The sequence below is a fragment of the Undibacterium sp. Xuan67W genome, from assembly GCF_049340165.1.
Taxonomy (GTDB): Bacteria; Pseudomonadota; Gammaproteobacteria; order Burkholderiales; family Burkholderiaceae_D; genus Undibacterium.
In genome coordinates this window covers 40594-65264 of sequence record NZ_JBMPPN010000005.1, presented here as the reverse complement: position 1 = coordinate 65264, position 24671 = coordinate 40594, and the positions used below count along the sequence as shown (strand labels likewise).

General features: G+C 49.1%; 22 protein-coding genes and 1 other RNA gene. 10 read left to right on the top strand and 13 right to left on the bottom strand.

Annotation, left to right across the window (positions count from 1 at the left end):
• Positions 1-125: 125 nt before the first annotated feature.
• Positions 126-1388: a transcription termination factor Rho gene (gene rho, locus ACO0LE_RS06195; protein WP_422957053.1), complete on the bottom strand. Its 1263-nt coding sequence runs from the start codon at positions 1386-1388 to the stop codon at positions 126-128.
• A 219-nt stretch (positions 1389-1607) separates the two neighbouring features.
• Positions 1608-1934, bottom strand: coding sequence for a thioredoxin TrxA (gene trxA / locus ACO0LE_RS06190; protein WP_422959549.1), 327 nt, complete (start codon positions 1932-1934; stop codon positions 1608-1610).
• A 379-nt stretch (positions 1935-2313) separates the two neighbouring features.
• On the opposite strand from trxA, the gene ACO0LE_RS06185 reads away from it, so the two are divergent.
• From ACO0LE_RS06185 to ACO0LE_RS06160, 6 genes are all read left to right on the top strand, one after another.
• Complete coding sequence (locus tag ACO0LE_RS06185) at positions 2314-5031, top strand: PD-(D/E)XK nuclease family protein (RefSeq protein WP_422959548.1); 2718 nt, start codon at positions 2314-2316, stop codon at positions 5029-5031.
• Entirely contained in the window at positions 5031-8426 is a 3396-nt protein-coding gene (locus ACO0LE_RS06180) for a UvrD-helicase domain-containing protein (protein WP_422959547.1), read from the top strand. Before ACO0LE_RS06185 ends, ACO0LE_RS06180 begins: the two co-directional genes overlap by 1 nt.
• 57 nt (positions 8427-8483) lie before the next feature.
• The gene (locus ACO0LE_RS06175) at positions 8484-8702 is read left to right on the top strand and encodes a DUF904 domain-containing protein (protein ID WP_422959546.1); all 219 of its coding nucleotides are present in this window, start codon (positions 8484-8486) and stop codon (positions 8700-8702) included.
• 11 nt (positions 8703-8713) lie between these two features.
• Positions 8714-9025, top strand: a complete 312-nt coding sequence (locus ACO0LE_RS06170) for a cell division protein ZapA (RefSeq protein WP_422959750.1) — start codon at positions 8714-8716, stop codon at positions 9023-9025.
• Between the two features lie 76 nt (positions 9026-9101).
• Positions 9102-9280: non-coding RNA, 6S RNA (gene ssrS, locus ACO0LE_RS06165), on the top strand.
• Positions 9281-9398: 118 nt separating this feature from the next.
• Complete coding sequence (locus ACO0LE_RS06160) at positions 9399-9851, top strand: EVE domain-containing protein (RefSeq protein WP_422959545.1); 453 nt, start codon at positions 9399-9401, stop codon at positions 9849-9851.
• A gap of 43 nt (positions 9852-9894) precedes the next feature.
• Here ACO0LE_RS06160 and lgt read toward each other — a convergent pair whose 3' ends face one another.
• The 3 genes from lgt to ACO0LE_RS06145 form a co-directional block, all read right to left on the bottom strand.
• On the bottom strand, positions 9895-10698 hold the full coding sequence (lgt, locus tag ACO0LE_RS06155) for a prolipoprotein diacylglyceryl transferase (RefSeq protein WP_422959544.1): 804 nt from the start codon (positions 10696-10698) through the stop codon (positions 9895-9897).
• Positions 10692-11591, bottom strand: coding sequence for a LysR family transcriptional regulator (locus ACO0LE_RS06150; RefSeq protein ID WP_422959749.1), 900 nt, complete (start codon positions 11589-11591; stop codon positions 10692-10694). The genes lgt and ACO0LE_RS06150 overlap by 7 nt, the downstream gene beginning before the upstream one ends.
• Positions 11592-11740: 149 nt before the next feature.
• A complete protein-coding gene (locus ACO0LE_RS06145; RefSeq protein WP_422959543.1) occupies positions 11741-11977 on the bottom strand; it encodes a TIGR04438 family Trp-rich protein in 237 nt (78 codons plus the stop codon).
• A gap of 132 nt (positions 11978-12109) precedes the next feature.
• On the opposite strand from ACO0LE_RS06145, the gene ACO0LE_RS06140 reads away from it, so the two are divergent.
• On the top strand, positions 12110-12418 hold the full coding sequence (locus ACO0LE_RS06140) for a c-type cytochrome (RefSeq protein WP_422957061.1): 309 nt from the start codon (positions 12110-12112) through the stop codon (positions 12416-12418).
• A 259-nt stretch (positions 12419-12677) separates the two neighbouring features.
• Here the strand turns inward: ACO0LE_RS06140 and ACO0LE_RS06135 are convergent, their stop codons facing one another.
• Positions 12678-13823 carry a branched-chain amino acid ABC transporter substrate-binding protein gene (locus ACO0LE_RS06135; RefSeq protein WP_422959542.1) on the bottom strand — a complete coding sequence of 382 codons (1146 nt, stop codon included), beginning with the start codon at positions 13821-13823 and terminating at the stop codon, positions 12678-12680.
• Between the two features lie 146 nt (positions 13824-13969).
• Between ACO0LE_RS06135 and ACO0LE_RS06130 the strand changes: the two genes are divergently transcribed.
• The gene (locus ACO0LE_RS06130) at positions 13970-14479 is read left to right on the top strand and encodes an Lrp/AsnC family transcriptional regulator (protein ID WP_422959541.1); all 510 of its coding nucleotides are present in this window, start codon (positions 13970-13972) and stop codon (positions 14477-14479) included.
• A 530-nt stretch (positions 14480-15009) separates the two neighbouring features.
• Here ACO0LE_RS06130 and ACO0LE_RS06125 read toward each other — a convergent pair.
• The 7 genes from ACO0LE_RS06125 to ACO0LE_RS06095 form a co-directional block, all read right to left on the bottom strand.
• Positions 15010-16314: a D-amino acid dehydrogenase gene (locus tag ACO0LE_RS06125; RefSeq protein WP_422959540.1), complete on the bottom strand. Its 1305-nt coding sequence runs from the start codon at positions 16312-16314 to the stop codon at positions 15010-15012.
• A gap of 144 nt (positions 16315-16458) precedes the next feature.
• The gene (locus ACO0LE_RS06120; RefSeq protein ID WP_422959539.1) at positions 16459-16830 is read right to left on the bottom strand and encodes a hypothetical protein; all 372 of its coding nucleotides are present in this window, start codon (positions 16828-16830) and stop codon (positions 16459-16461) included.
• A gap of 12 nt (positions 16831-16842) precedes the next feature.
• The gene (locus ACO0LE_RS06115) at positions 16843-17268 is read right to left on the bottom strand and encodes a DNA polymerase III subunit chi (RefSeq protein ID WP_422959538.1); all 426 of its coding nucleotides are present in this window, start codon (positions 17266-17268) and stop codon (positions 16843-16845) included.
• 127 nt (positions 17269-17395) lie between these two features.
• Complete coding sequence (locus tag ACO0LE_RS06110; protein ID WP_422959537.1) at positions 17396-18037, bottom strand: glutaredoxin family protein; 642 nt, start codon at positions 18035-18037, stop codon at positions 17396-17398.
• Between the two features lie 15 nt (positions 18038-18052).
• Positions 18053-20116 (bottom strand): M3 family metallopeptidase, encoded by a 2064-nt coding sequence (locus ACO0LE_RS06105; RefSeq protein WP_422959536.1) that lies wholly within the window; start codon positions 20114-20116, stop codon positions 18053-18055.
• Between the two features lie 75 nt (positions 20117-20191).
• Entirely contained in the window at positions 20192-21037 is an 846-nt protein-coding gene (gene folD, locus ACO0LE_RS06100; protein ID WP_422959535.1) for a bifunctional methylenetetrahydrofolate dehydrogenase/methenyltetrahydrofolate cyclohydrolase FolD, read from the bottom strand.
• Between the two features lie 377 nt (positions 21038-21414).
• Positions 21415-21945, bottom strand: a complete 531-nt coding sequence (locus tag ACO0LE_RS06095) for a helix-turn-helix domain-containing protein (RefSeq protein ID WP_422959534.1) — start codon at positions 21943-21945, stop codon at positions 21415-21417.
• A gap of 621 nt (positions 21946-22566) precedes the next feature.
• Here ACO0LE_RS06095 and tagH point away from each other — a divergent pair.
• Together tagH and ACO0LE_RS06085 are read left to right on the top strand one after the other, a co-directional pair.
• The gene (gene tagH, locus ACO0LE_RS06090) at positions 22567-23817 is read left to right on the top strand and encodes a type VI secretion system-associated FHA domain protein TagH (protein WP_422959533.1); all 1251 of its coding nucleotides are present in this window, start codon (positions 22567-22569) and stop codon (positions 23815-23817) included.
• A 15-nt stretch (positions 23818-23832) separates the two neighbouring features.
• Positions 23833-24636 (top strand): PP2C family protein-serine/threonine phosphatase, encoded by an 804-nt coding sequence (locus tag ACO0LE_RS06085; protein WP_422959532.1) that lies wholly within the window; start codon positions 23833-23835, stop codon positions 24634-24636.
• The last annotated feature ends 35 nt before the right edge of the window (positions 24637-24671 follow it).

Below are 24671 nucleotides of genomic sequence, written 5' to 3'. Positions count from 1 at the left end.
AATCACGGCATAAATAATCGCGACGCAAATAAAAAGAGCCATCTGTACAGATGGCTCATCAGGCTAGTGGTAGCGATAAAGAGTAACTTTGCTTCGCTCATCCACCTCGCAGCAGTTACGCTGTTTTAACCGCCACGACGCATCATTTCAAAAAACTCTGCGTTGTTTTTGGTCGCCTTCATTTTATCGAGGATGAATTCCATCGCTTCGATCTCATCCATGCTATACAGCAGCTTGCGCAGGATCCAGATTTTTTGCAATTGATCTGGCTTGATCAGCAACTCTTCGCGGCGTGTGCCGGATTTGTTCAGATTAATTGCTGGGTAGGTGCGTTTCTCGGCCAAACGGCGCTCGAGATGGACTTCCATATTGCCCGTGCCTTTGAATTCCTCATAAATCACATCATCCATGCGGCTGCCGGTTTCGATCAGCGCAGTAGCGATAATCGTCAGGGATCCGCCTTCTTCTACGTTACGTGCGGCGCCGAAGAAGCGTTTTGGACGTTGCAGCGCATTCGCATCAACGCCACCGGTCAATACCTTGCCGGAGGCTGGGATGACCGTGTTGTAGGCGCGTGCGAGACGGGTGATCGAGTCGAGCAAAATGACCACATCTTTTTTCATTTCGACCAGGCGTTTTGCTTTTTCCAGCACCATCTCGGCGACCTGTACGTGACGTGTTGCAGGTTCGTCAAAAGTAGAGGCGACGACTTCACCACGCACACTGCGTTGCATTTCGGTGACTTCTTCAGGGCGTTCGTCGATCAGCAAAACGATCAGCGTGATATCGGGATGATTGGTGGTAATTGCATGAGCAATATGTTGCAGCATCACGGACTTACCGGATTTTGGCGAGGCGACCAATAAGCCGCGCTGGCCTTTACCGATTGGCGCAATCATATCAATGATGCGGCCAGTCGTATTTTCTTCACCGCGCATCTCGCGCTCAAGCTGCAAAGGCTTGTTCGGGTGCAGCGGTGTTAAGTTTTCAAACAGGATACGATGTTTCGAGGCTTCTGGCGATTCGCCATTGACCTTGTCGACTTTCACCAGAGCGAAATAACGTTCTCCGTCTTTTGGTGTCCGGACTTCACCTTCGATCGAATCCCCTGTGTGCAGGTTGAAGCGACGGATTTGCGAGGGTGAAATATAGATATCGTCAGTGGACGCCATATAGCTGGCATCGGGCGAGCGCAGGAAGCCAAAGCCGTCAGGCAATACTTCGAGAGCGCCATCGCCAAAAATTTGTTCGCCGGATTTGGCGCGTTTTTTAAGAATGGCGAACATGAGTTCTTGTTTGCGCATCCGTGCTGCGTTGTCAATGTCTAGACCAATGGCCATTTCTAGCAAGGCTGAGACGTGTAACGCCTTTAATTCTGATAAGTGCATGTTGAGTGTCCCGGGATGGGATAGGTAGGTGGGGGAGTGAACAGAGGTGAACTACAGGATGATATTTTGGATGTTTCTGCTGATATGCAGAGTCAAATTTTAATTTTTTTAGATTGCTAACTGCGTGTACAACAGCAGTTCAATTCAATGCGGCTAATTTTGCTAATTGGACGGTACCGTAGCACCGCCCTTGATTCGCCGTATTCTACCTTGAATATATTAGATATTGCTATCAATAAAAGAGGTAAGTTGACCTTTTGCCAGCGCGCCGACTTTTTGTGCCGCTGCCGCGCCGTTTTTGAACAGGATCAGTGTAGGAATGCCACGGATACCGAATTTGGCAGGAATAGCCTGGTTCGCATCGACGTCCATCTTCGCAATTACGATCTTGCCGTCATATTCTTTCGCTACTTCTTCGAGTATCGGGGCGATCATTTTGCAAGGACCACACCACTCTGCCCAGAAGTCAACCAAGACTGGTTTGTCGGAATTCAGTACGTCTGCTTCGAAAGAAGCATCGCTTACATATTTGATGTTTTCGCTCATGGAATCCTCATTCGAGGGAAAAATTAAGGGGGTACAGCGCCACAGGAGTTTAATCTGAAATCGGTTTGTAGGATATGTGATCTACATTGCGACGATGACGCATCCGGTATAACAATGTGAATCTGGAGGCGATCTGTGCAAATTCAATGGTGCTCATCGTTTTTGAATGATGCAGCAATGGATTCAGTGGTGTCTAGTAGCAAACTATGCGTCAAATAATAACCTATTTTTTAGAAAAGTGTCATCCAGCCCTCAAATTGTATTCGCTCTCGCATAAAATGCTTGTCCATCAGGCAAATTTTCTGACAACACATGGATCTCTCATTGTGCTCTTTTAATCTATGTTCAATGCCTTACTCTCAACCTCAGCCTTGGTGCCATGCGTAATATCCACGAATTGATTCCTGCATCAGCTGACTTCTGGCAGCAGGCTGCCACTACGTTCTTGCAAGAGTTGCGTTCACCAGATTGGGCTATTGTATTGCCGCTTGATTTTTCATCGGTACGGGTCGTGGTACCGACCTTTGAACATGCGCAGTTATTTTTGAAAGCGCTGAGCCAGGAATTGCGTACTAATTTTATCCCGCCGCGCATTAATACCATGTTCGCCTGGGTCGAAATGCTACCCCCTCAAGAAGTACCGAAAGTCAGCGCGTCGAGTGAGCGTTTGATGGGTTTGTATGCCGAGTTGCGACAGCATGCCTGGCTGAAAAAATTATTTACCGCCCGGCGTAATACGGATTTGCTGCCACTGGCGCAAACTTTACTTAATCTCTCTGATGAATTGACACAGGCGTTGTTGCCTGCGGTGCAATCAGACAAAGACGGTGCGATGCAGCGCTGGCATACGGCGTTGGCACAGCTACCGCAACCCAGCCAAAAAATCTTGTCTGAAGAAGCGCAGCTGGTGTGGACAATCTGGCAGAGTCAGCTAGATGAGCGCGATGCGATCGTGCACGGACATCATCATTGGATGCATATCGCACAACATGCGCAAGAGCCGTTGGTATGGATTAGCCCAACCGCACCGAATGCGATGGAAAAGGCATTTCTTTATGCCTATGCAAAAAAGAAAAAACTCATGACGATTTTGCTGGACTGGCGCTCTGTAAGCCTGCCAGCAATTTACGCTACTGCCTGGCCGAATTTGTTAGATGAAACTCATCGGGGGCAGCAGCAATTTTTATTAGAACCAGCGGCAATGTCGCATATTCGTTTATGTGAGGCCGCCTCACTCGAAGACGAGGCGCAGCAAGGCGCACAAACTATTGTGGACTGGCTGCTTGCAGGACATCAGAGCATTGCTGTCATCGCGCAGGACAGGGCGGTTGCTCGTCGTATCAGGGCATTGCTGGAACGTGCAAAAGTATTCGTTGCCGATGAAACCGGGTGGAAATTATCGACGACCAGGGCAGCTGCTGCGATGGCGGCCTGGTTTGAAGTCGTTGTGACCAAAGCCGATACGATGGCCTTAATCGACTTACTGAAGTCCCCTTATCTGCCAATTCCGGCTTCTCTCGGCACTGCAAACGACAAGTCGGATATGGTCATGCAAATTGAGCTGAGCTTGCGCCGGGCAAATGTTTTGGGCGGTTGGGACTCGATGTTGTCCTTACTTGAATCTAAGCCAGATGCGCGCCAATGGATTGCGATTCTGGCTCGTCAGGCAAATCAGTTTAGCGGACGAAAAAACTTATCCGAGTGGAGTAAGAGCACGCTGCAAATGCTATATGAGCTTGGTATTCATGCGAATCTGGCAGTTGATGCTGCCGGCTCGCAGATTATTAACTTGTTGCAGGCCTTAGTCGAAGATTGTCAGCATATGGCGGCGCCGTTTTCTTTTTCTGAATGGCGGGCTTTCGTCAATCTGCAATTTGAGAATGCACCTTACATCCATAGCCGGAACGATAAGCGTGTTTTTATGCTGCCGCTGAATGGCGCACGCTTACGTCGATTCGACGCGGTGTTACTAGTCGGTGCAGATGCTGCGCATTTGCCTTCTCAAGCCCAGGAGGTTTTGTTTTTTACCAATGCGGTACGGCGTGAATGTGGTCTGATTACCCGAGAGCAAAGGCAGCAACAGCAGTTGCGCGATTTTACCGAGCTGCTGTTATCGAATTCTGAGATCGTGTTGTCTTGGCAGGGTCAATTACAAGGAGAGCATAACCCGGTTAGTCCGTGGCTGGCGCAACTCGACCTCGCACTTGAGCGAAGCGGACAAGCAAGGCTTGGTGTACATCACCCGGTTTTGCCAGTGCAGACGCTGAATACGCTGAATGTATTGCAGCCCGCACCTGCTGCCGCAGTGCTGGCGCCGGCGACTTTATCATCAAGCGCATACAGTAGTCTGATTGCGTGTCCATATCAATTTTTTGCGCGCCGTATGTTGAAACTGGATGCGATCGACGAATTATCTGATATGCCGGAAAAACGCGATTATGGCGATTGGCTGCATGCGATTTTAAAAACCTATCATGACCGCCTCGCTGCAGAGAAGGTGACTGACCGGTTGCAGTTACTCAATGATATTTCAACTGAGCGGTTTGCTCAGATTTTGCAGCATAGCCCAGCTGCGCTGGGTTATAGCGTGCGATGGAGTAAGGTCATTCCTTCATATGTCGCATGGGCAGACCAGCGCGAAGCCGATGGATGGCGCTTTGAACTTGGTGAAGAGTGGCGAGAGCACAGCTTGAGCTGGGATATAAATGGTCAGGAAGAAAGCGTAATGCTACGTGGACGCATCGACCGGATCGATATCAATGCCAATGGCGAACGTGCGGTACTCGATTACAAAACAAAAACCTTATCTTCTTTAAACATACGCTTGAAAGAGGGTGAGGATCAGCAATTGCCATTTTATGGACTGCTAGCCAATCAGGATGTAGCGGCGGCCAGTTATGTCGGGCTGGAATTAGAACGTGGCAAAATTGGCGATGCTGCCAGTCAGGATTTTCACCACTGGACGCAATCGCTGGAAAACGCAATTAAGGGCAATATGCAGGCGATCAGAAACGGAGCCGCACTCACCGCACAAGGAACAGAGTCGGTGTGCCAATATTGTGAAATGCGCGGACTTTGTCGCAAGGGGGCATGGTGATGACCCTGCAAAGCGCGCAAGCGTATGAAATTAATGGTCAGCCAGCGGACGCACTGAGTTTTACTTCTGCCGCCTGTCAGCCAAAATCATCCGTTGTTGTCGAAGCCTGTGCCGGTAGCGGCAAGACTTGGCTGCTGGTCGCACGTATGCTGCGCTTATTGCTGGCGGGCGCAGAACCCGGCGAGCTGCTGGCAATTACGTTTACCCGTAAAGCGGCTCAGGAGATGCGTGAGCGTTTGGTGGATTTGTTGCGCCAACTCGCGCTGGCAGAGGAGCCGGAGGCGACGGCTTTGTTGCTGGAGCGCGGTGTAGCACAAGCAGATGTGATGAAAAATTTGCCTGTCGCCCGCCGATTGTATGAAAAGGTCTTGTCCAGTCCGCAATCTTTGGCGATGGATACATTTCATAGCTGGTTCGGGCGGCTGATACAGCTCGCACCGCTGGCATCGGGTGTGCCGCATGGCTTTAGTTTGCTAGAGGCGACAGCGGATTTGCAACGCGAAGCTTATGCGCGATTAATGCAATCCCTGAAAGATACCGAGCATCAGCAGACACGTACCGCGCTGCTTTTGCTATATGAAGAATTAGGTGATTTTAATACCAGGAAGATGCTCGATGCCTTCCTTGATAAGCGGGCGGAATGGTGGGCATCGAATCAGGACGATGCTGATGGCAACCCGCTTGACTGGTTGCGCGATATGTGTGGTATCGATGCAGAGTACGACCCACGGTTAGCCTTATGGAATGATCTGGAATTATGTCAGCGCATCAGTGCAATTGCTGTTTGCCTCGGGCAAGGTACAGCAACTAATCAGAAACGTGCAACAGCCATGGAGACGGCGCTCTCCGGTAATGCCAGTCTCGACAATTTTGATGCCTTATGTAACGAATTTTTTGGTGCAGATGGTAAAAATAGATCAAATCTGAAAACCAAAAATTTGTTGCTGGCGATTGAAAAATGGTTGGGGCCAGACAGTGTGGCGAGTTTTGATGATGAATGTATCGTCATCGCCGATACGCTGAAACTATTGAGACGACGCAGTGCCGAAAAAATGGTACTGACAATCAATGAGGCACTTTTTCAAGTTGGCGCCGCTTATCTGGAACAGTATCAAACTCTGAAAGCAGATCAGAGGGTATTCGATTTTGCCGACCTGGAATGGCAGGCTTACCGCCTGATCAGCAATGAAGAATATGCTGCCTATCTGCATAGCAGACTGGATGCGCGCTACAAGCATATTTTGCTCGACGAATTTCAGGATACCAATCCTTTGCAATGGAATATCGTACAGGCATGGCTGGATGCCTACGGCAGTGATGCCGAACGTCCGACGGTATTTATTGTGGGCGATCCCAAGCAATCTATTTATCGCTTCCGCCGTGCGGAGCCACGTGTATTTTCTGCTGCACGTCAATTGCTGGCGCAACAAGGAGCTGTGCTTTTACGTACAAATCAAACCCGTAGGAATGCACCGGAAATCGTCGCTATATTGAACGATAGCATGCGTGAAAATCCGATTTATGTTCCGCAGACCAGTGCTTCGACGGCACATGGCGAGGTGTGGCGCTTGCCTTTGATTGAGATCGATTCTGAAGTAGCCAGCAATGATGTGAATTCTGGAGACAATTCTCCTGAAACCTCAGATGCGTCGCAGATGTCACCTATGTTACATACGTTACGCAACCCTTTTACCACGGCATTAGTCGAAGATGAAGATCGCCGTCGTCTGGAAGAAGGGCATCAGATCGCGCAAGCTTTGTTAATGGCGCGCCGGCAGATAGGCGACCTAGCCTGGTCGCAGGTGATGTTGCTGGTGCGGCGTCGTACGCATTTGTCATCGTATGAAAATGCCTTGCGTGCAGCGGGGATTCCCTTTGTATCCAGCCGTCGCGGAGGATTGCTGGATGCTTTGGAGGTCGCTGATTTACTGGCATTGCTGGGATTCTTGATGACGCCTGGCGATAACCGTGCTTTAGCGCATATTCTTAAATCGCCGATTTTTTCCGCAGGCGACAATGATCTGATTACGCTTGCGCGGCGTACGGAGACGTCCTGGTGGAAGCGCTTGCAAGCCTTGCATAGCGAAGGCGGTGTGACGATCTTTGTCCGCGCCTATGCTCTGTTGAGCAACTGGATGCAGGCCGCACATGATCTTCCTGTGCATGATCTGCTGGATAAAATTTTACACGAAGGCGCATTGCTGGCGCGCTATGCTCAGTATGCCAATCCGGCTGAGCGAAACCAGATCATCGGCAATATCGAAGCATTTATCGAGCTTGCGCTGAATATGGATGCAGGGCGCTATCCTAGTTTGCCGAAGTTTGTTGCAGCGCTGGCCGTGTTTCAGAAAGGCGGCGAAGACGACGCGCCCGATGAATCGTCGATTGATGGCGCCACTGATGCGGTCCGCATTCTTACTATCCACAGCGCCAAGGGACTGGAGGCCACGGTTGTAGTGATGGTCGATGCGAATCATAGTGAATCTGCGAAGGATCAGACTGGCATATTGTGTCAGTGGCCTTTACAGCAAGGAGAGGCGCGGCATTTTTCTGTTTTCGGGCGCAAAGATCAGCGCGGTGCTGCAAGGGACGCTTTGTTCGCTCAGGAGGAGGCGCAGGCGGAGCAGGAGAACTGGAATTTGCTCTATGTGGCTGCAACCCGGGCTAAGAATCTACTGATACTAAGCGGTATCTCCAGTGAGAAGGGCAAAAAAAATAAGGCTGCCAAAAAAAATCCTGAGCCAGATGTCAGCTCTGACGAGGCGAATACAGGTATGCCGGGCCTTATTCAAGGTAGCTGGTACGAGAGGCTGAGTCAGGTCCCGCCAACCGAGTTACAACAATCGGAGAGCCTGCTGTCGCAAGCGCATGACGAATTCGACGTGGCATTGTTTAATCCGCCGGATCTGGCTTTGGCTGATGTTGAGGTCACTCCGGTGCTGACAGAGGTGCAGATTGAGGGAATTGCCTTGCACGCTTTGATGGAGCGGCTGACTAATCGGGTGCAGACCTGGCCACTCATTATCCCTGACACTGACGCAATTGCCTCGTGGTTACCTTGTCCAGGCGGCGTTGCTTCAACGATACGACTGCAGGCGCAGGCGATATTGTCCCAGCCCGAGCTTGAGAAGTATTTTAGACCAGAGTGCTATTTGTATGCACGCAACGAGATGGATGTTCTGTTTCAACAACAGACGTTGCGTTTGGACAGAGTCGTATTTTTTGAGCATGAAGTCTGGATACTTGACTATAAACGCGCTTTGCTCAGTAGTGAGCGCGAAGGCTACCGGGCTCAGTTGCAGGTTTATGCGGATGCGTTGCAGGGACTGGTCGGTACTAAAAGAATCAAGGCTGCTCTGATTTTAAGTGATGGTGACTTGATAGAAATGCTTTAGGGTCTGATTTCCATTTATAATTTAAAACCTAAAGTCTGGTCTAACCAAAGTGATGAGATGAATTCTGAATTTGAATTACTTGCTGAAAAAGTCGCACGGCTGGCAGAGCTGACGGATTTTTTACGTCGCGAAAATGCGGAGCTACGACGTGATATCGTCGCGCTGACTGAAGAGAATGGTGAATTGCATCAGCGCATGGATGAAGCGCATGGTCGTGTGACTGCCTTGCTCGCACATTTGCCTGCAGAGGACGATATAGACAAGGAAGCAGCATGAAGGAAACTACGGTGATACAACTTGACGTCAATATCATGGGGCAGGCTTACAAACTGAGCTGCAAGGAAGGCGAAGACAAAGCCTTGCTGACCGCTGTCGCTTATCTCAACGATAAAATGTCTGCGATTCGCGATGCAGGTAAGATCAAGGGAAATGACAGGATCGCCGTAATGGCCGCCTTGGGTGTAACAGCTGAGCTATTGTCGACCAAGTCACCGGAAGGTCCTCTATCCGGACTCTCTATTGCAGAAGTGAGGCAAAAAATTCACAATATGCATGAGGTTTTGGACAAGGCGCTGACACCCCAAGAAAATCTATTTTGAACCGTGCTTGTATTGGTTTAATCAATCAAAAAAACTTAAAAAAAGCTGTACGAAATCCCGGATAGGAGTAAACTTCAATTCCCTACCGTGTTCGCCAATGTCATATATTCCTTGAACCATTTATGTGCATAGGCTGTAGAAATTGTTTGATGGGTGTGAGCGTCGCTAGTCCGATGAACCCGAAATTGAACTGACTGTAGCCAACTTGAACCGCCAGGTTCAGGATGCCGGCATAGCGGCATTGGTGGGGACTTATTTTAAAGCACTGACAACGAAAGTTGCCAGTGTTTTTTTCATTAAGAAAATTGATTTTGCGCTTGCCGGAACGTATGCTGATACGCTTTTACTACGTTCACTCATTTGAGAGTTACTTATGGCTTATTGGCTGATGAAGTCGGAACCTGATGAAATCAGTATTGATGACGCGTTAAGCGCATCGACGATCCCTTGGTTCGGCGTAAGGAATTATCAGGCACGTAATTTCATGCGTGACGCGATGAAAATTGGTGATGGCGTTTTGTTCTATCATTCAAGTTGTGCTGAGCCGGGTATTGCCGGTATCGCTGAGGTTGCCAGTACGCCTTATCCTGACCACACGCAATTTGATCCTGACAGTAAATACTACGATCCCAAAGCAACACTTGAGACGCCGCGCTGGATGATGGTCGATATCTGCGCAAAGCGCAAAACACGCTTACTCTCTCTTGCCGAATTACGAAAAAACGAGGCGATGGCAGATATGGTCTTGTTACAGAAAGGTAGTCGATTATCGATTACTCCTGTGACTGTCTCAGAGTGGAAGCTCATTCAGAAACTGCTTGCCTGATCATACTTTCGCTACTTCGCACTCTGATGGATTGCTGGATCGGTTACTTGGATATTGCGGACGGTTTTTTATAGGCGATCCACAATAAAATGATGCCGCCGGCAATCATTGGCGCTGATAACATCTGACCCGCTGAAATCGTCACGCCGAATGCGCTGACCACATAGTCAGGTGTTCTGAAATACTCGGTGAAGAAACGGGTGCATCCATATAACAGCACAAACATCGAGCCGACCGCTAGACGGGGCCGCGGTTTGCTGGCAAACCACCATAGAACGATAAATAGCAAGACGCCATCAACCAGCGCCTGATAAATCGGCGAAGGATGGACTGGTTGTTCCAACCCCGGCCACATCATGGCCCAGGGCAAGTCTGCAGAGGCGATTCGTCCGGGCAGCTCATGGTTGATGAAGTTGCCTATACGGCCAGCGGCATAACCTAGGGGAACCAAGGGGGCAATAAAGTCATACACATCGGCCAAATGGCGACCGCTGCGGCGCGACCACAAGTACATCGCTATCAAGACTCCAATGAAGCCACCATGAAAAGACATCCCGCCGTGCCACACCATGAAGAGTTCTAAAGGGTTGCTGAATAATTCAGCGGGACGATAAAAAATGAATTCACCTATTCTGCCGCCAAGAATGACACCTAAGACACCGTAAAACAACATGTCGTCAATATCTTCCTTTTTCCATCCGATTACGGAGACATGGGGTAAGCGTATGCGCAAGCGCCCCAGTGCAACAAACTGGACAAAGGCGACGAGATACATCAGGCCGTACCAATGCACGGATAAAGGGCCTAATGTAAATGCTACCGGGTCAGGATTCGGGTGTATCAGCATGTTGTATCTTTCGTTCGTAGTAAGTTCAGAAACGCGCGTAATACCGGAGACGCGTTATCTTTGCGCCACGCTACTCCGATTTCTACTGCGGCGCTTAATTCGGGGAGATTCAGATAGGTGACACCCGCGCGTTTTAAATTCGAGACAGATTGTGGCACAAGCGCGATCCCCATGCCAGCCGAGACCAGGCCTATAATCGTTTGCATCTGTATCGCCTCCTGACCAATCTCTGGAGTAAGGCTGGCTTCACGAAAACAGCCGAGGATCAGGTCATGCAAAGCTGGTGCAATTTTTCTGGGGAAAATGATGAGCGGATGTTGCTTAAAATCTTGTAGCGAGGCGGATTTTTTATGTTGGCTTAAAGAATCTGGTATTGCCAGTATTAATGGCTCTGATAATACTTTCTGATAGTTAAGTGTGCTCGTCAGATAATCTGGTACCGGCGGAATCATCAAGCCGACATCAATCTCCCCTCGCTCTAAAGCCGAGAACTGCACATCACTGGTAGCTTCGCGCAACTCTATGGCGACAGCAGGGTGAGCATGGCGGAATTCCCTCAGGTAAGGCGGTAGCACACTGTAGTCGGCTACCGAGACGAAAGCCAATGACAGGTGACCACTGGCGCCATTCGCTGCACGTTGCACCAGCTGGGCTAAGTTTTGGGTCTGTAAGACGATGCGTCTCGCTTCCGGCAACAGAGCATGTCCTGCGGCTGTCAGCAGGATGCTTCTGGTGCTGCGGGTAAACAATGCTGCCCCCAGACTTGCTTCAAGTGCTTGTATAGCCTGTGAGAGCGGAGGTTGCGTCATATGCAGCTTGGATGCTGCACGGCCGAAATGCATTTCATCCGCCACGGCCAGGAAGTAGCGTAGTTGTCGTAATTCGAGATTCATATTCACCGCGTCTCAATGATGGGTGAATCATATATTTTGCTCAGGGTAGAGAGCAAGACAAATTATCTCTGGTTAAAAGCCAAGCTCGGATAGTTGTGTTGAAAATGGAGCTCATCTACAGCGACTACAGTAGCTAATGTGATGAGCGTCTATCGCTTACCGTTTTTTTTATTGTCGAATGCGCGTTTGACGCGCTCGTTTTTGATTTTTTCAAAATGTGCATGGTCCTTGCGTTTGTCGAGACCCAGCATGCGTTCAAAAAATTCAAACCATAAAAACGCAGCAAAGGCGAGTCCAACAATCCACCACCAGGATAAATTATCCAGGAAGCTGACCTCCAAATATTTAAGCAGTGACAGCAGGGCAATAACGATAATGATAGGCATAATAATTCCTTTGGGTAAATAGTAGAAGTAATTCGCGCCATGGTCAACCGCATGTTGTCTGAGATCGTTTGCTACTGACGAAACAAAACGCAGTAAAATGCGATATGTAGTCTTTAACCTGGAGAAAAAGCAATGAAATATTCTTTGTTGATAAGCGCCGTGCTGGCATTCGCTGCATCTGGTTCTGCAATGGCAAACGCAGATTTGGCGAAAGCAAAAAACTGTATGGCATGCCACGCAGTTGCTAATAAAGTAGTTGGCCCTGCGTATAAAGACGTAGCGAAAAAATATGCTGGCGATAAAACAGCAGAAGACAAGCTAGTTAAAAAGGTGATGGCTGGCGGTACTGGCGTTTGGGGTGCTATCCCGATGCCAGCAAATCCTCAGGTTACAGAAGCTGAAGCACGTACTCTGGTGAAATGGGTGTTGGCTTCTAAGTAATGCATGTTAGCTGAACAAGCTAAAGAAATGACATAGGTCAATATCAAGCTTAAACAGTTGAATATGATCTGACACGATCACTTCAGCAATAATGTAAAAGCCCGGCTCGCCGGGCTTTTATTGTTTGTGTCACAGACATAAAGACATAAGGAAACATCGCTTAATACAATGGCGATAGCGGAGTGAAAAATAAAAAAACGCGACGAGTCAAAGACAGTCGCGTTTTTTAAAGAAGGCCGGGTAAGCAGCCTGTCTGGAATTACTTCACAACTTGAACGATCTCACGTTTGCCGCCTTTGTATGTGTACAAAGTCAGAGTTCCGTCTTTGATGTCGCCTTTAGCATCGAATTCGATGTCGCCAGTGATACCTTTATGTTTGATCTTCGCCAGGAATGGCAGGTACTTAGCTGGTTCTGCAGATTTTGCCTGAACCATTGCGTCTGCCATCGTCATCACCGCATCATAAACATACGGTGCGTAGATTTGTACTTCGATACCGAATTTTTTCTTGTAAGCAGCTTTCCAGTCATCGCTGACTTTTTTCTGCGCTTCCAACACACCACCAGCTTCAGCACAAACTACTTGACCTTCGCCAATGCCGTCACCAGCGAGTTTGACCAAGTCAGCGGAGCAGATGCCGTCGCCGCCCATGAATTTAGCAGTAATGCCCAGGGCCTTCATCTGACGCAGCATAGGACCAGCAACCGCATCCATACCACCGAAGAAAATCACGTCTGGATTTTTTGCTTTGATTGTGGTCAGGATCGCGCTGAAATCAGTAGATTTGTCTGTTGTATGCTCAGTTACGACAACTTCAGCACCTTTAGATTTTGCACCTTTAATAAATTCAGCAGCAACACCTTCGCCGTACGCTGTTTTGTCATCAATTACAGCGACTTTTTTCGCTTTGTTGATTTGCACCGCATAGCGACCCAAAGTGCCGCCCAATTGGCCGTCATTCGCTACTACGCGGAACGCACCTTTGTAGCCTTGTTGTGTGTATTTTGGATTTGTTGCAGATGGGGAAATTTGAGGGATGCCAGCATCGTTGTAGATTTTTGAAGCTGGAATTGTTGTACCAGAATTCAAGTGACCGATTACGCCGTTTACTTTCGCATCAACCAGTTTCTGTGCTACGGTTGTACCTTGTTTTGGATCTGCGCCGTCATCTTCGGTCAACAGTTCGAATTTTACTTTTTTACCGCCGATCATCACGCCTTTAGCGTTCAGTTCTTCGATCGCCATTTTGGCACCGTTTTCATTGTCTTTACCCAGATGGGCAATCGCGCCGGAAATTGGACCTACGTGACCGATTTTAACAACTTGTTCTTGAGCAGCCGCAGCACCAGCGAAAGCGAAAGCAATTGCGCCAGCCAGTGGAATCATTTTAGTTTTGAACGACATGAACATACTCCTAAGGTTTAAAAAAGTAGGACAACATTACTGCATCTCTGACTTATTCAGATAACTGAATAGCCAGAAGGTACAACAGAAAAATTAATTCGCAAAGCTATTTTGTTTGTTTTTTTGGTAAATACGACGATTTTTATATGCCCCAATATCGAGCACTTGACAAGGTAGATCGCAAGCTTTTGAACTTGCTGCAAAAGGATAATCAGACCCCCACCAGAGTGCTTGCCGACAAGCTGCACATCTCGCAGCCTACATGTCTGCGACGCATCAAAGATTTGCGCGAAGCGGGCATCATTAGTGCAGAGGTCGCTATGGTCGATCCGTTTGCACTGGGATATGGCATGCTGGCTTTTCTCGAGGTGTCGCTGACGAATCAGTCTGATGAGCATATGCACGCATTTGAAGCAGGTATGAACAAAGAAGCCGAGGTCATGCAGTGTTATTTTGTGTCTGGCGAATACGATTATTTTTTGGTAGTACATGTGATTGATATGGATGCCTATTATCAATTTGTGCGACGCGTCATTTCCGGTTCTGGTAATGTCCGCCATTTCCATTCACGCTTCCCGATGAAGCGCGCTAAATTTGCAACACGCATTGTGTTCGACGAAAAAGCGACCGAGCTGCCGGTTCGGGTTGCTAAATAAGCGGCTTCGGAATCGCGCCAGTGATCACTATTGCCGGGGACTTTTAACGCCTGTGCCTTCGTGTAGATAACGCAGGTGCACTGCAACCGGATGACAGAGATCACAGAAATCAATTCTTTAGTTCAGGCATGGTGCAGTCGTGAGGATGCGATATGTTGGTGTAGTGGTGTAGTGGTGTATTGATGAGTTGACGATGGATATAGTCGTTCATCAATATGAGCGGCAGTTTTTAGTATGGCTTTTGTAAAGTCCACCACTGAGATGCGATGTGGTGTAAGACAGGATCGCACTAGTCTTGACGCAGCAATATATCGTTATTGCGAGACTTTTAAATGGGTAATGAAACGATGTGATGCGGTTAATGTAGGCTTATTTAGAAATCGCCGAAACTGAATCCGCTGTTTTGATGCGGACTTGCAGAGGAAAGCCTGCTGCAAGCCGCATTCAGACTAGGAGTTCATGCCCGGCATCTGAAAAAATGAATTGTGGTGAGTTTTTTCAACGAAGTTGTTTTGAAATTTTTCCGTTGTTCAGACGGGTACCAACATGCCACCTGGATGACGCTTGTCCATGCCGGTGAATGCGAATTCAACGTCAGGAATCTTGCCCGAGACGATATCGGCAATCGCGCGTCCCGAGCCTGCTCCCATAGTCCAACCAAGAGTGCCGTGACCGGTATTGAGAAATAAATTACTGAATTTGGTTTTGCCAATATAAGGTACGTTGGATGGTGTCAGCGGACGCAAGCCTGTCCAGTAGGTTGGGTTGTCGTAGTCACAGGCGTTTGGAAATAGTTCGCGGGTGCGACGGGTAATTGCTTCACAGCGGGCCGTATTTAAATCGCGTCCGTAGCCGTTGACCTCACAGGTTCCAGCCACGCGCAGGCGGTCACCCAGGCGAGAAACCACCAATTTGTAGCCATCGTCAGTCAGGGAGATCGTGGGGGCCTCGTCGGGGTTGGTAATCGCATAGGTCGCTGAGTAGCCTTTGCCCGGATAAACCATCAGATTGATACCTAGCGGTTTGAGTAAGGGCTGTGAAAAACTGCCCATCGCCATGACGAAGGCATCTGCCCGCAATACCTTGTGGCGGCCAGCGGCATCAATGACTTCGACCCCGACTACTTTGGCACCGGCACCGCTACCTTCGGTCAGCAATCGTGTGACGCTGGTATTGTATTGAAAGTCGACTCCAGCCTCCGCTGCTTTGGTGGCTAAGCCGCTGGTAAATTTATATACGTCGCCGGATTCGTCAGTTTCGGTATAGTCGCCGCCGACGATTTTGTCACGGATACATGCTAATGCCGGCTCTATGCGGACAACTTCGTCAGCACTGATGGAGTCGCGCGGGCAGCCAAGGTCGCGCATCAGCTTGGCGGCGGGAAGAGAGTCGTCGAACTCTTTTTGTTCAGTATAAAAATGTAGAATACCTTTGGTCAGGCAATCGTAATCGATCCCTGTTTCTTTGCGCACAGCCTGCAAGGTCTGGCGGCTATATTCTGAAATGGCGACGATCTGGCGGATATTGTCTGCCGTACGGGCTGGCGTGCACTCGCGCAAAAAGCTCAGTCCCCATATCCATTGCAGCCATTCGGCACGCGGACGAAATAGCAAGGGCGCGTCCTCTTTGCCCAACCATTTTAATACTTTCAGTGGTGCTGACGGATTAGCCCAGGGTTCCGCATGCGATACCGATATCTGGCAGCCATTGGCGAAGCTCGTTTCTTGTGCCGCACCAGGTTGGCGTTCGATTACGGTGACGTCGTGTCCTTCTTTTTTTAAAAACCAGGCAGATGCGGTGCCGATGATACCTGCGCCTAAAACGATAACCTTCATGGGGCGAATCTCCTATTGTGCGATAGCGAGATTGTAGAAAGTTATTGAATGTTAATGTATTCAATAGCTGGCGGGATATTTTTATTTTTAGAAGAAAATATTTAAAACGTGTTGTTAAAACAAAAAAATAAAAGATTTAATGACTTATTTCGAAATTTTTGCTTTGGTGATTTCTTGCGTGACTGCACGGGTAATGACCTCCTCTATGGTTTTGTGTAAACCACCGCGGATGTCCAGTGCAAGACCTTCAACAGCGGTTTGCAAAACATCGGCCAGGCTATCTCTGACGCGGTGTTCCAAGACGAAGTCCACGCGTGCTAATACCTGGCGCAGTACGTTTTCCCGTAAGGTCTGTTCCAGTTTTTGCCATTCGTCTTCACTGATACTTTGTTGCGACATTTGATCAGATGCCGCCGTCGCTATCACTGCAGCGCTATTTTGTGTCAGATCAAACTCATTGCCCGGTTGAATAATTTCAGTAAGGACGGGGATGCTTGCATCGATTTGATTACTCATAATGAGGATGATTTACGTAGTTTTGGCGGTAGTGTGAGACAAGGTATGCCCCTGCTGCTGATAAAAGCGATAGCGTTCCCGGCCTGCCAGTTTCGCATTTTCGTCGATGGCGATGATTTCTATCATGCGCTCAAATTGATCAAAATGCGCAGGTGATACATCCGTCAGATTAATTAAAATATCGTGATGCGGTAGTGGCACCGTATCGTCGTGCGTGAGAATAACCGGCGTCTGCTCAGCCAGATGGTCACCAGCCATAACATGAGGCAAAAAATCGGCTTCTGAAAACGTCCAGAGTGCATTATTTAATGCCTCAAGCTGCGCCTTGTTGCTGTCAAACACTACAATCTTACATTGTGCCGCTCTGGCCTTGCGGATCAGGCGACAGGTGTAATTGAGCTTGTCCGGCACATTGCTATGAAAGTCGATGCGTGTCATTGGGTCTCATTGGGTGTCATTGAACATGATTGAGGAGGATTGAAGTTCAGTTCCAGACTACAGTGATATCGCTCTTTGTATTGTTTTTTCGTGTGACTGAAAATTTCATTCACTATGACGTGAAATGTCAGAACCGGAAACCAGATTCAGCGCTGGCAGGCGGTGGTGGCGGTGCTTTACGTTTTTTTCTATTAGGCGTTGCATTGTCTTCGGCGGTGTCGTTTTTTGCGGCAGGTGCCGGTGCAGGCGCAGCAGATTCTGCAGCGGCGTAACGATAATCTTTAGGCAGCTGATCGGTCTCCGGATAGCCTGCCTTGCTTAATGCCGCGCGCCATTCGCTAGTATCCAGGCCGCGGAATTTGACGTTGCTAATCACAAGTAAAGGTAGTTGCGTGTCACCGCTGACTTGTTTCAATTTGTCGGCATCTTCTGGCGTCTTGATAGTTTTCTCGGAAAAAGGAATGCCATTACCTTTCAGGAAGACCCGTCCCTCATTGCAAGGTGTGCAATTGGCGGCGGTGTATAAGGTGACCGGATTTTTTGCGACGGCTGCCGCCAGCTCTGGTGGTAAATTGCTCGCAGGGCTGCCGCCATCATAAGACTTGGATTGAACTTGTTTTATCGAGGAGGGCGGTGGGACGTCGCTATAGGTGACTTTGCCGTCAGGGCCTACCCATTTATACAATTGTGCCTGTGCGCTCGCTGCCATCAGCAGGCTGATGAGTAAAAAGCTTACTTTCAGTGCGGGATTGATTGATTGACGTTTCATCTGTTTCTCCAAAAATCAGGCTGCCATACCGTGATGGCGTAATAAAGCATCTACCGTAGGTTCACGGCCACGGAAGGCCTTGAAGGATTCCAATGCCGGGCGTGAGCCACCGACTTCTAATACTTCCGCCTGGAATTTTTGCCCTACGCTACGCGATAGTGTACTGCCTTCTGCCTTGCTTGCCTCTTCAAACGCTGCATAAGCATCGGCCGACAACACTTCAGCCCACTTATAGCTGAAATAACCCGCAGCATAACCACCAGCAAAAATATGCCCGAAAGAATGCTGAACACGGCTGAAATCCGGTGGTGTAAATACGGATACCTGTTCCCGCACCGTATTCAGAATTGCCTGCACGTCATGTTGGCTACCGGTGCCGACTTCATCATGCAGGCGCATGTCAAATAGAGAAAATTCAACCTGACGCAGGGTTTGCATACCCGACTGGAAGTTCTTGGCAGCGATCATTTTGTCGTATAGATCGCGTGGCAGCGGCGCACCGGTCTCGGCATGCGCCGTCATGCCTTGCAACACATCCCATTCCCAGCAAAAATTCTCCATAAATTGCGATGGCAATTCGACCGCATCCCACTCGACGCCAGAGATACCGGAGACTGATAATTCATCGACCTGCGTCAATAAATGATGCAAGCCATGACCAAACTCATGGAACAAGGTGATCACGTCATCATGTGTGAACAAGGCGGGCTTGGTGATGCCGTCAACAGTCACCGGCTCATTGAAATTGCAGGTCAGATAGGCAACCGGAGTCTGGATGCCATATGCCGTGAGACGGCGACCACGTACATCATCCATCCATGCACCACCGCGTTTGCCATTGCGTGCATACAGGTCGAGATAGAATTGGCCCACCAGCTTGCCGTCTTTTTCTATGCGATAAAATTTGGCATCCGGATGCCAGACCGGTGCGCTGTCTGACTTGATGTTGACTGCGAACAAAGTCTGGATCACATTAAATAAGCCTGCGATGACCTGCGGCTCAGCAAAATACTGCTTTAACTCTTGTTCGGAAAATGCATAACGCTGTTCACGCAATTTTTCTGAAGCATAAGTAGTATCCCACGCTTGTAGCTCTGCGATGCCCAGCTGCTCTCTGGCAAACTGGCGCAGTTCTGCCAGATCTTTTTCGGCGAACGGACGGGCCCGGTTCGCCAGATCAAGCAGGAAGGCGCTGACTTGTGCCGGTGTGTCCGCCATCTTAGCGACGAGCGAAACCTCAGCAAAATTCTGATAACCGAGCAGGCTGGCTTCTTCCTGGCGCAGCGCTAATAATTCAGAGATGATAGCGGTGTTATCCCATTCAGGATTGCTGCCTAATTCCGACGCTTTCGTCGCATTCGCGTAATAGATTTTTTCACGCAATTTACGATTGTCCGCATATTGCAGTACCGGAAAATACGAGGGGAAGTGCAGGGTAAATTTATATCCCGTCTTGTCGTCTTTTTCTGCTGCTGATCTGGCCGCTTGCAAGACGTCTTCTGGCAAGCCTTTTAATTCGGCGATGTCATCAACGAACAGTCCATAATCATTGGTCGCATCGAGTACGTTTTCGGAGAATCTGGTGGATAAAGCCGCTTGTTTTTCCTGTATCTCGGCATAGCGGATTTTTTTGTCATCAGACAGCTCTGCGCCGCCCAGGCGGAAATCGCGGATGGCATTATTGATGATCGTTTTTCTGGCTTGTGAAAACTGGTTGAACACTGGACTGGCTTGCAGCGTTTTGTATTTATCGAACAGCGCAAGATTCTGGCCGAGAGATGTCCAGAATTCGGTCAGCAATGGCTGATTTTCATTGTAGGCAGCGCGTAATTCCGGCGTGTCGACGACAGCATTCAAATGACCGACGATACCCCATGCGCGTCCGAGTTTTTCGGTCGCGTTTTCCAGTGGTTCAACAAAATTCTCCCAGGTGACCCGCGCCGCAGGAGCTTCCAGAGCAGCGACGACCGCACGGTTCTCTTCTAGCAAACTGGCAATTGCGGGGCTGACATGTTCTGGTCTGATTGCTGCAAATTGCGGTAAATCGCTAAAGTCGAGCAGGGGATTTTGTTGAGTCATCTGTTTACTTTCATAAAATCAAACGGGTCCGGAGATTGCCGTCGGTTGCATGCGATTAAATACAATTAAGTACGATTAAATACGTTCGGCAGCTTCGATTGTATTGACTAGCAACATCGTGATCGTCATCGGTCCGACGCCGCCCGGTACCGGAGTGATGTAGCCTGCCACTTCTTTGACGTTGGCATAATCGACGTCACCGCATAATTTGCCTTCATCGTCGCGGTTCATGCCGACATCGAGTACGACGGCGCCTGGCTTAACCATGTCGGCAGTCACAATATTGCGTTTGCCGGTTGCCACCACGAGAATGTCCGCATTGCGTGTATGTGCGCCCAGATCGCGGGTCTTGGAGTTACAGATGGTGACGGTAGCGCCCGCTTGCAAGAGCAGCATCGCCTGTGGTTTACCAACAATATTCGATGCGCCGACGACGACGGCATTCGCGCCGCGTACCGGATAATCGATGGACTCCAGCATTTTCATGACACCATATGGTGTGCAAGGGCGGAACAATGGCTGACCGGTCATCAGCAAACCAGCATTGCTGATATGAAAACCATCGACGTCTTTGTCGGCGGCGATCGCTTCGATAACTTTATTTGCGTCAATATGCGCTGGCAGAGGGAGTTGCACCAAAATTCCGTTGATCTTGCTATCGTTGTTCAGGCGGTCGATGTGCGCGAGTAAAGCCACCTCACTCAAATCGGCATCGTATTTTTCCAGTACGGAATAAAATCCGCAGTCCTCACAGGCCTTCACTTTGTTGCGCACATACACTTGGGATGCCGGATTTTCTCCGACCAGAATCACTGCCAGACCGGGTTGTTTACCTTGCGCAGTCAATACGGCTGCGCGTTGTGTGACTTCGGTGCGAATTTGTTGGGAGAGCTGGGTTCCGCTAATGATGTGGGCTGTCATGATGGGCTTTGCAAAAGAAGATCAAGGCGAGATTATAAATTATGCGATGCGTCGCGGCGGAACAATACTTGATTAAGTGAAGGCGGAGATGGATTGACTTGACGTTCTATCGCGCGGGAGCCGTATCGGTGGTGACGTAATGCCTGATTGCCAGTCGTCTCGTCGCTTATCTGTACCTCATTATTGACTAAATAGATGCAGATAGTAGATGTAAAGAATTAAATACTAGGGATAAGTATATTTTTGTCGCCTATATAACGCGCGTGGAATAGGGCATATTTTATATGTCGATGGGGGGAGTATAGTTATCTCCGGCATTAATGCCGTCATCGCCACCAGATAAAATGCCCGGCGGGCAAATCTATTCTGCGCCTGATTCAGTGCCGGTATTGCTTAAACGCAAACCAGGCAAGAGCCAGTAATCCGCAGGCGGATACGAATAGCAGAACCTTCAACGATATTGACGGCGATTTGCTCTGGCCAGATGAGGTGGAGGAGCGCCGAGATCTTGTGCTACGAGGGTTTGATGTGCTGGTGGTGTTTTGGGCGAGATCTGCGGTCAGCAAGGCAAGCAATGGCGTCGGGTCGAGTTTGAGCAATTTAGCGTAAGCGCGGACAAAGCCTTTGACGATGGCCGGCTCGGGCAAGCTGGCATAGTCTTCAGTCTCAAGTGCGCGTATCTGACGAGGCGCCAGCCTTAGTTGTGATGCCACCTGTTCTATAGTCCAGCCCAATGCGTTTCTGCCGGCGATCAGTCTGTTGCCCGGTGACTTGGCTAATTTTTCCGCATCGGCGAGGGACAATTCGGGTGCGATCGGCTGCCCCAGGCGGGACTTGATTAGTTCCTGATATTGAAAACTACCTGTCGGTTCAAACGACACTGGATCGCCTGATGTTGGATCACTCATCCAATCCTCACATGAAAGATAACATTTTAATAAAACACAATCTCACTATATCATCATAGCGTACGTTTTTTAAGCCTGAGTCTGATACTAAGTGTTACCAGAAGTTCAGTAAACCGAGTTTAGGTTCGGGTCAAGAGAGATATGATAAGTCGCTTAAAAAAGAATGACTACGGCTTAGGTAGAACTTCCCTGCAATATCGATTGGTCTCGCATCGCTGAATTGGGGCTGCTTGCAATACTGCCTGCATTATTGATACTTATTTGCGCTCACTGAGTCATCGTCTTGGCGTGGTGTTTTATCCGACTTGCCCGAATTGTCGTAAAACCAACGCGTGATTCGCATTTATGGACTTAAGCCTGTCGCTGATTTGCCGAGAATCAGGTAAGCTGCCGTACTCTCAGGCAATATTCTCGCCGGGTGGTGTGCCAGTCTGATGCTGTAAAGAAAGCTTATCTGCTTCTGCTGCAAAATCAATCATCGCCACTGTCATGCAGATCTGCTTTGTAGGAGAAAACAGAGAGATAATTTAGTCGCAATGGTAAAGAAATGATGTGCCGCCCGTTTTGATGATGGCTGTGATCTGATTTGCTGCTGCCCCTGCGTCGTTTTTGGATAAAACAATGATTAAAATTGCTGTCGTTTCTTACAATGATGAAATCCCCGCGCAGCCACTGTCTGCTACGTTTGGTGCGGATCAAGCGACCATAGGACGGAGCGACGATAATTTTTTCGTATTGCCTGATCCTAAGCATTTTGTATCTCGTTCTCAGGCAAAAGTATGGAGCGACGGTACGCGTCATCAGTTGATCAACCTGAGTCTCGCTAATCCTGTTCAGATCAATGGCAAAGAAATTGATGCCGAGCGTGCTTATGATATCCATGCCGGTGATCAGATTCATATTGGTTTGTACCTGCTCCGTGTCTGTGCGGCAGATGAAGAGGGTAGCGTGGTCGATCCACAGACGCAGATTCAAACTACCGGCACAGAACAAAGCAACACGCTTGTTGATCAAAAAAACCCCGCACGTCCTGCTTTAGCGATGCCGACGCCGAAACTTCAGGCGACAGCCAGTAACAGACAGGTCCAGCCACCGCAGTTTTTATTGCGGCCCGAAACCAGCGAACAGCCGAAAGTCGCTAACCCCATGGCAGCGTTCAGTCCGGTCGTCGCCTCAGATAAGGCGGCAACTCCTGTAGCGGCAAGCATAGCGACCATTGAGCCACAAGCAGCGGTTAAAGGTTCCGAGATATCCAGAGCGCCTGCTGACGCTAGCGATTTGCTACAAGCATTTTTAAAAGGCGCCGGTCTTCCTGATCTGAACCTGTCATCGGGACTGACGCCCGAATTGATGGAAACCATGGGCAAGCTGATGGCAACCTCGGTGAAAGGCACGATGGACTTAATTTCCCAGCGCGCCTTAGTGAAGCGCGAAGTCAATGCTGAACTCACGATGGTGGTATTGCGGAAAAATAATCCCCTCAAGTTTTTCCCCGACAGTGACACTGTATTAACTCAGATGTTGCGTAAAAAGATGCCCGGTTTTATGGCGCCCGATGAGGCGATGGAAGATGCCTATCTTGATTTGCATGCACATCAGATGGGTGTCGTGGCGGGTATGAAGGCAGCGATGGATGCCTTGATGCATAAACTCGAACCAACTGGTTTTGAGAGGCGCGCCGGTGTGCCCGGATTCTTTGATGCGCTTAATCCGGCTCGTCGCAAGGCGATGATGTGGGATCAGTTTGTTGACGTATTCGATACAATCTCGCTGGAATCCAAAGACGAATTTCAATCTTTGTTTGGTAAGGATTTCTTGCTTGCGTATGAAAATGAAGTCGAGCGTGCTAAACAAGATACCAATCTCGCCTGATGAATTGACTCCCCAATGCGTCTCGACATTGCTCAAATTACCGGTATCGGTGACAGGCAGACTAATCAGGATGCACTTGCCAGTGCTATTGAAGATGATCTCGCCTGCTTTGTGCTCGCCGATGGGACTGGTGGTCATGCTGGCGGTGAGTTAGCCGCGCATCTGGTCACGGGCAGTATCGTCGAAAAATTTTTACAAGAAGCTTCCTTCAGTGCACGAGCTTTGCGTTCTTATGTGGATTGGGCGATATATCAGGTCGCACAGCGTAAGTTAGACAATGCCCGGCAGCAGCAAATGAGCGCTACTGTTGCGGCCTTACTCATTGACCAGAGTAATCATTGTGCTTTATGGGCGCATCTTGGCGATACACGCATCTATTTGTTCAGAGATGGCAAAATCATCGCAGTGTCTAAAGACCATAGCCATGCACAACGCTTGGTTGATGCCGGGTACGCTGAATATGAGGTTCTGCGCCAGCATCCTCAGCGTAGCGTATTATTTGCAGCGATCGGTGCCGAGGGCGATAGCCATCCAGAAGTTACTCTGGAGGCAACTTTATTGCAGCATGGCGATGCCTTTTTGCTTTGCAGTGACGGTTTGTGGGAATGGATACTTGAAAACGAGATGGAGCAAGTACTGACGTTCGCCGGCAATGCAGACGCATGGTTGACTGCGATGGCGGATATTGCCGGTCAGCACAACATGGCAAGTCGTGCTGACAGAGATAATTTCTCTGCTTTTGCTATCATTGTCCGGGATGAGAATGAAGATATCGCTGGCCCAGTGGATACAGACTGGCGTCCTGAACAGTCAGACTAAATAAAGTACAAAGTAAAACCTAGAATTCTTTCGGA

Bases quoted from the DNA above. Each gene is read 5' to 3' on its own strand.
- ACO0LE_RS06130 (WP_422959541.1), top strand. From the start codon at position 13,970: ATGCCCCAATATCGAGCACTTGACAAGGTAGATCGCAAGCTTTTGAAC.
- ACO0LE_RS06095 (WP_422959534.1), bottom strand. From the start codon at position 21,945: ATGAGTGATCCAACATCAGGCGATCCAGTGTCGTTTGAACCGACAGGT.
- ACO0LE_RS06135 (WP_422959542.1), bottom strand. From the start codon at position 13,823: ATGTCGTTCAAAACTAAAATGATTCCACTGGCTGGCGCAATTGCTTTC.
- ACO0LE_RS06085 (WP_422959532.1), top strand. From the start codon at position 23,833: ATGCGTCTCGACATTGCTCAAATTACCGGTATCGGTGACAGGCAGACT.
- rho (WP_422957053.1), bottom strand. From the start codon at position 1,388: ATGCACTTATCAGAATTAAAGGCGTTACACGTCTCAGCCTTGCTAGAA.
- ACO0LE_RS06125 (WP_422959540.1), bottom strand. From the start codon at position 16,314: ATGAAGGTTATCGTTTTAGGCGCAGGTATCATCGGCACCGCATCTGCC.
- ACO0LE_RS06105 (WP_422959536.1), bottom strand. From the start codon at position 20,116: ATGACTCAACAAAATCCCCTGCTCGACTTTAGCGATTTACCGCAATTT.
- ACO0LE_RS06185 (WP_422959548.1), top strand. From the start codon at position 2,314: ATGCGTAATATCCACGAATTGATTCCTGCATCAGCTGACTTCTGGCAG.
- ACO0LE_RS06180 (WP_422959547.1), top strand. From the start codon at position 5,031: ATGACCCTGCAAAGCGCGCAAGCGTATGAAATTAATGGTCAGCCAGCG.
- folD (WP_422959535.1), bottom strand. From the start codon at position 21,037: ATGACAGCCCACATCATTAGCGGAACCCAGCTCTCCCAACAAATTCGC.
- ACO0LE_RS06115 (WP_422959538.1), bottom strand. From the start codon at position 17,268: ATGACACGCATCGACTTTCATAGCAATGTGCCGGACAAGCTCAATTAC.
- ACO0LE_RS06175 (WP_422959546.1), top strand. From the start codon at position 8,484: ATGAATTCTGAATTTGAATTACTTGCTGAAAAAGTCGCACGGCTGGCA.
- ACO0LE_RS06140 (WP_422957061.1), top strand. From the start codon at position 12,110: ATGAAATATTCTTTGTTGATAAGCGCCGTGCTGGCATTCGCTGCATCT.
- lgt (WP_422959544.1), bottom strand. From the start codon at position 10,698: ATGCTGATACACCCGAATCCTGACCCGGTAGCATTTACATTAGGCCCT.
- trxA (WP_422959549.1), bottom strand. From the start codon at position 1,934: ATGAGCGAAAACATCAAATATGTAAGCGATGCTTCTTTCGAAGCAGAC.
- ACO0LE_RS06145 (WP_422959543.1), bottom strand. From the start codon at position 11,977: ATGCCTATCATTATCGTTATTGCCCTGCTGTCACTGCTTAAATATTTG.
- ACO0LE_RS06150 (WP_422959749.1), bottom strand. From the start codon at position 11,591: ATGAATCTCGAATTACGACAACTACGCTACTTCCTGGCCGTGGCGGAT.
- ACO0LE_RS06160 (WP_422959545.1), top strand. From the start codon at position 9,399: ATGGCTTATTGGCTGATGAAGTCGGAACCTGATGAAATCAGTATTGAT.
- tagH (WP_422959533.1), top strand. From the start codon at position 22,567: ATGATTAAAATTGCTGTCGTTTCTTACAATGATGAAATCCCCGCGCAG.
- ACO0LE_RS06120 (WP_422959539.1), bottom strand. From the start codon at position 16,830: ATGAGTAATCAAATCGATGCAAGCATCCCCGTCCTTACTGAAATTATT.
- ACO0LE_RS06110 (WP_422959537.1), bottom strand. From the start codon at position 18,037: ATGAAACGTCAATCAATCAATCCCGCACTGAAAGTAAGCTTTTTACTC.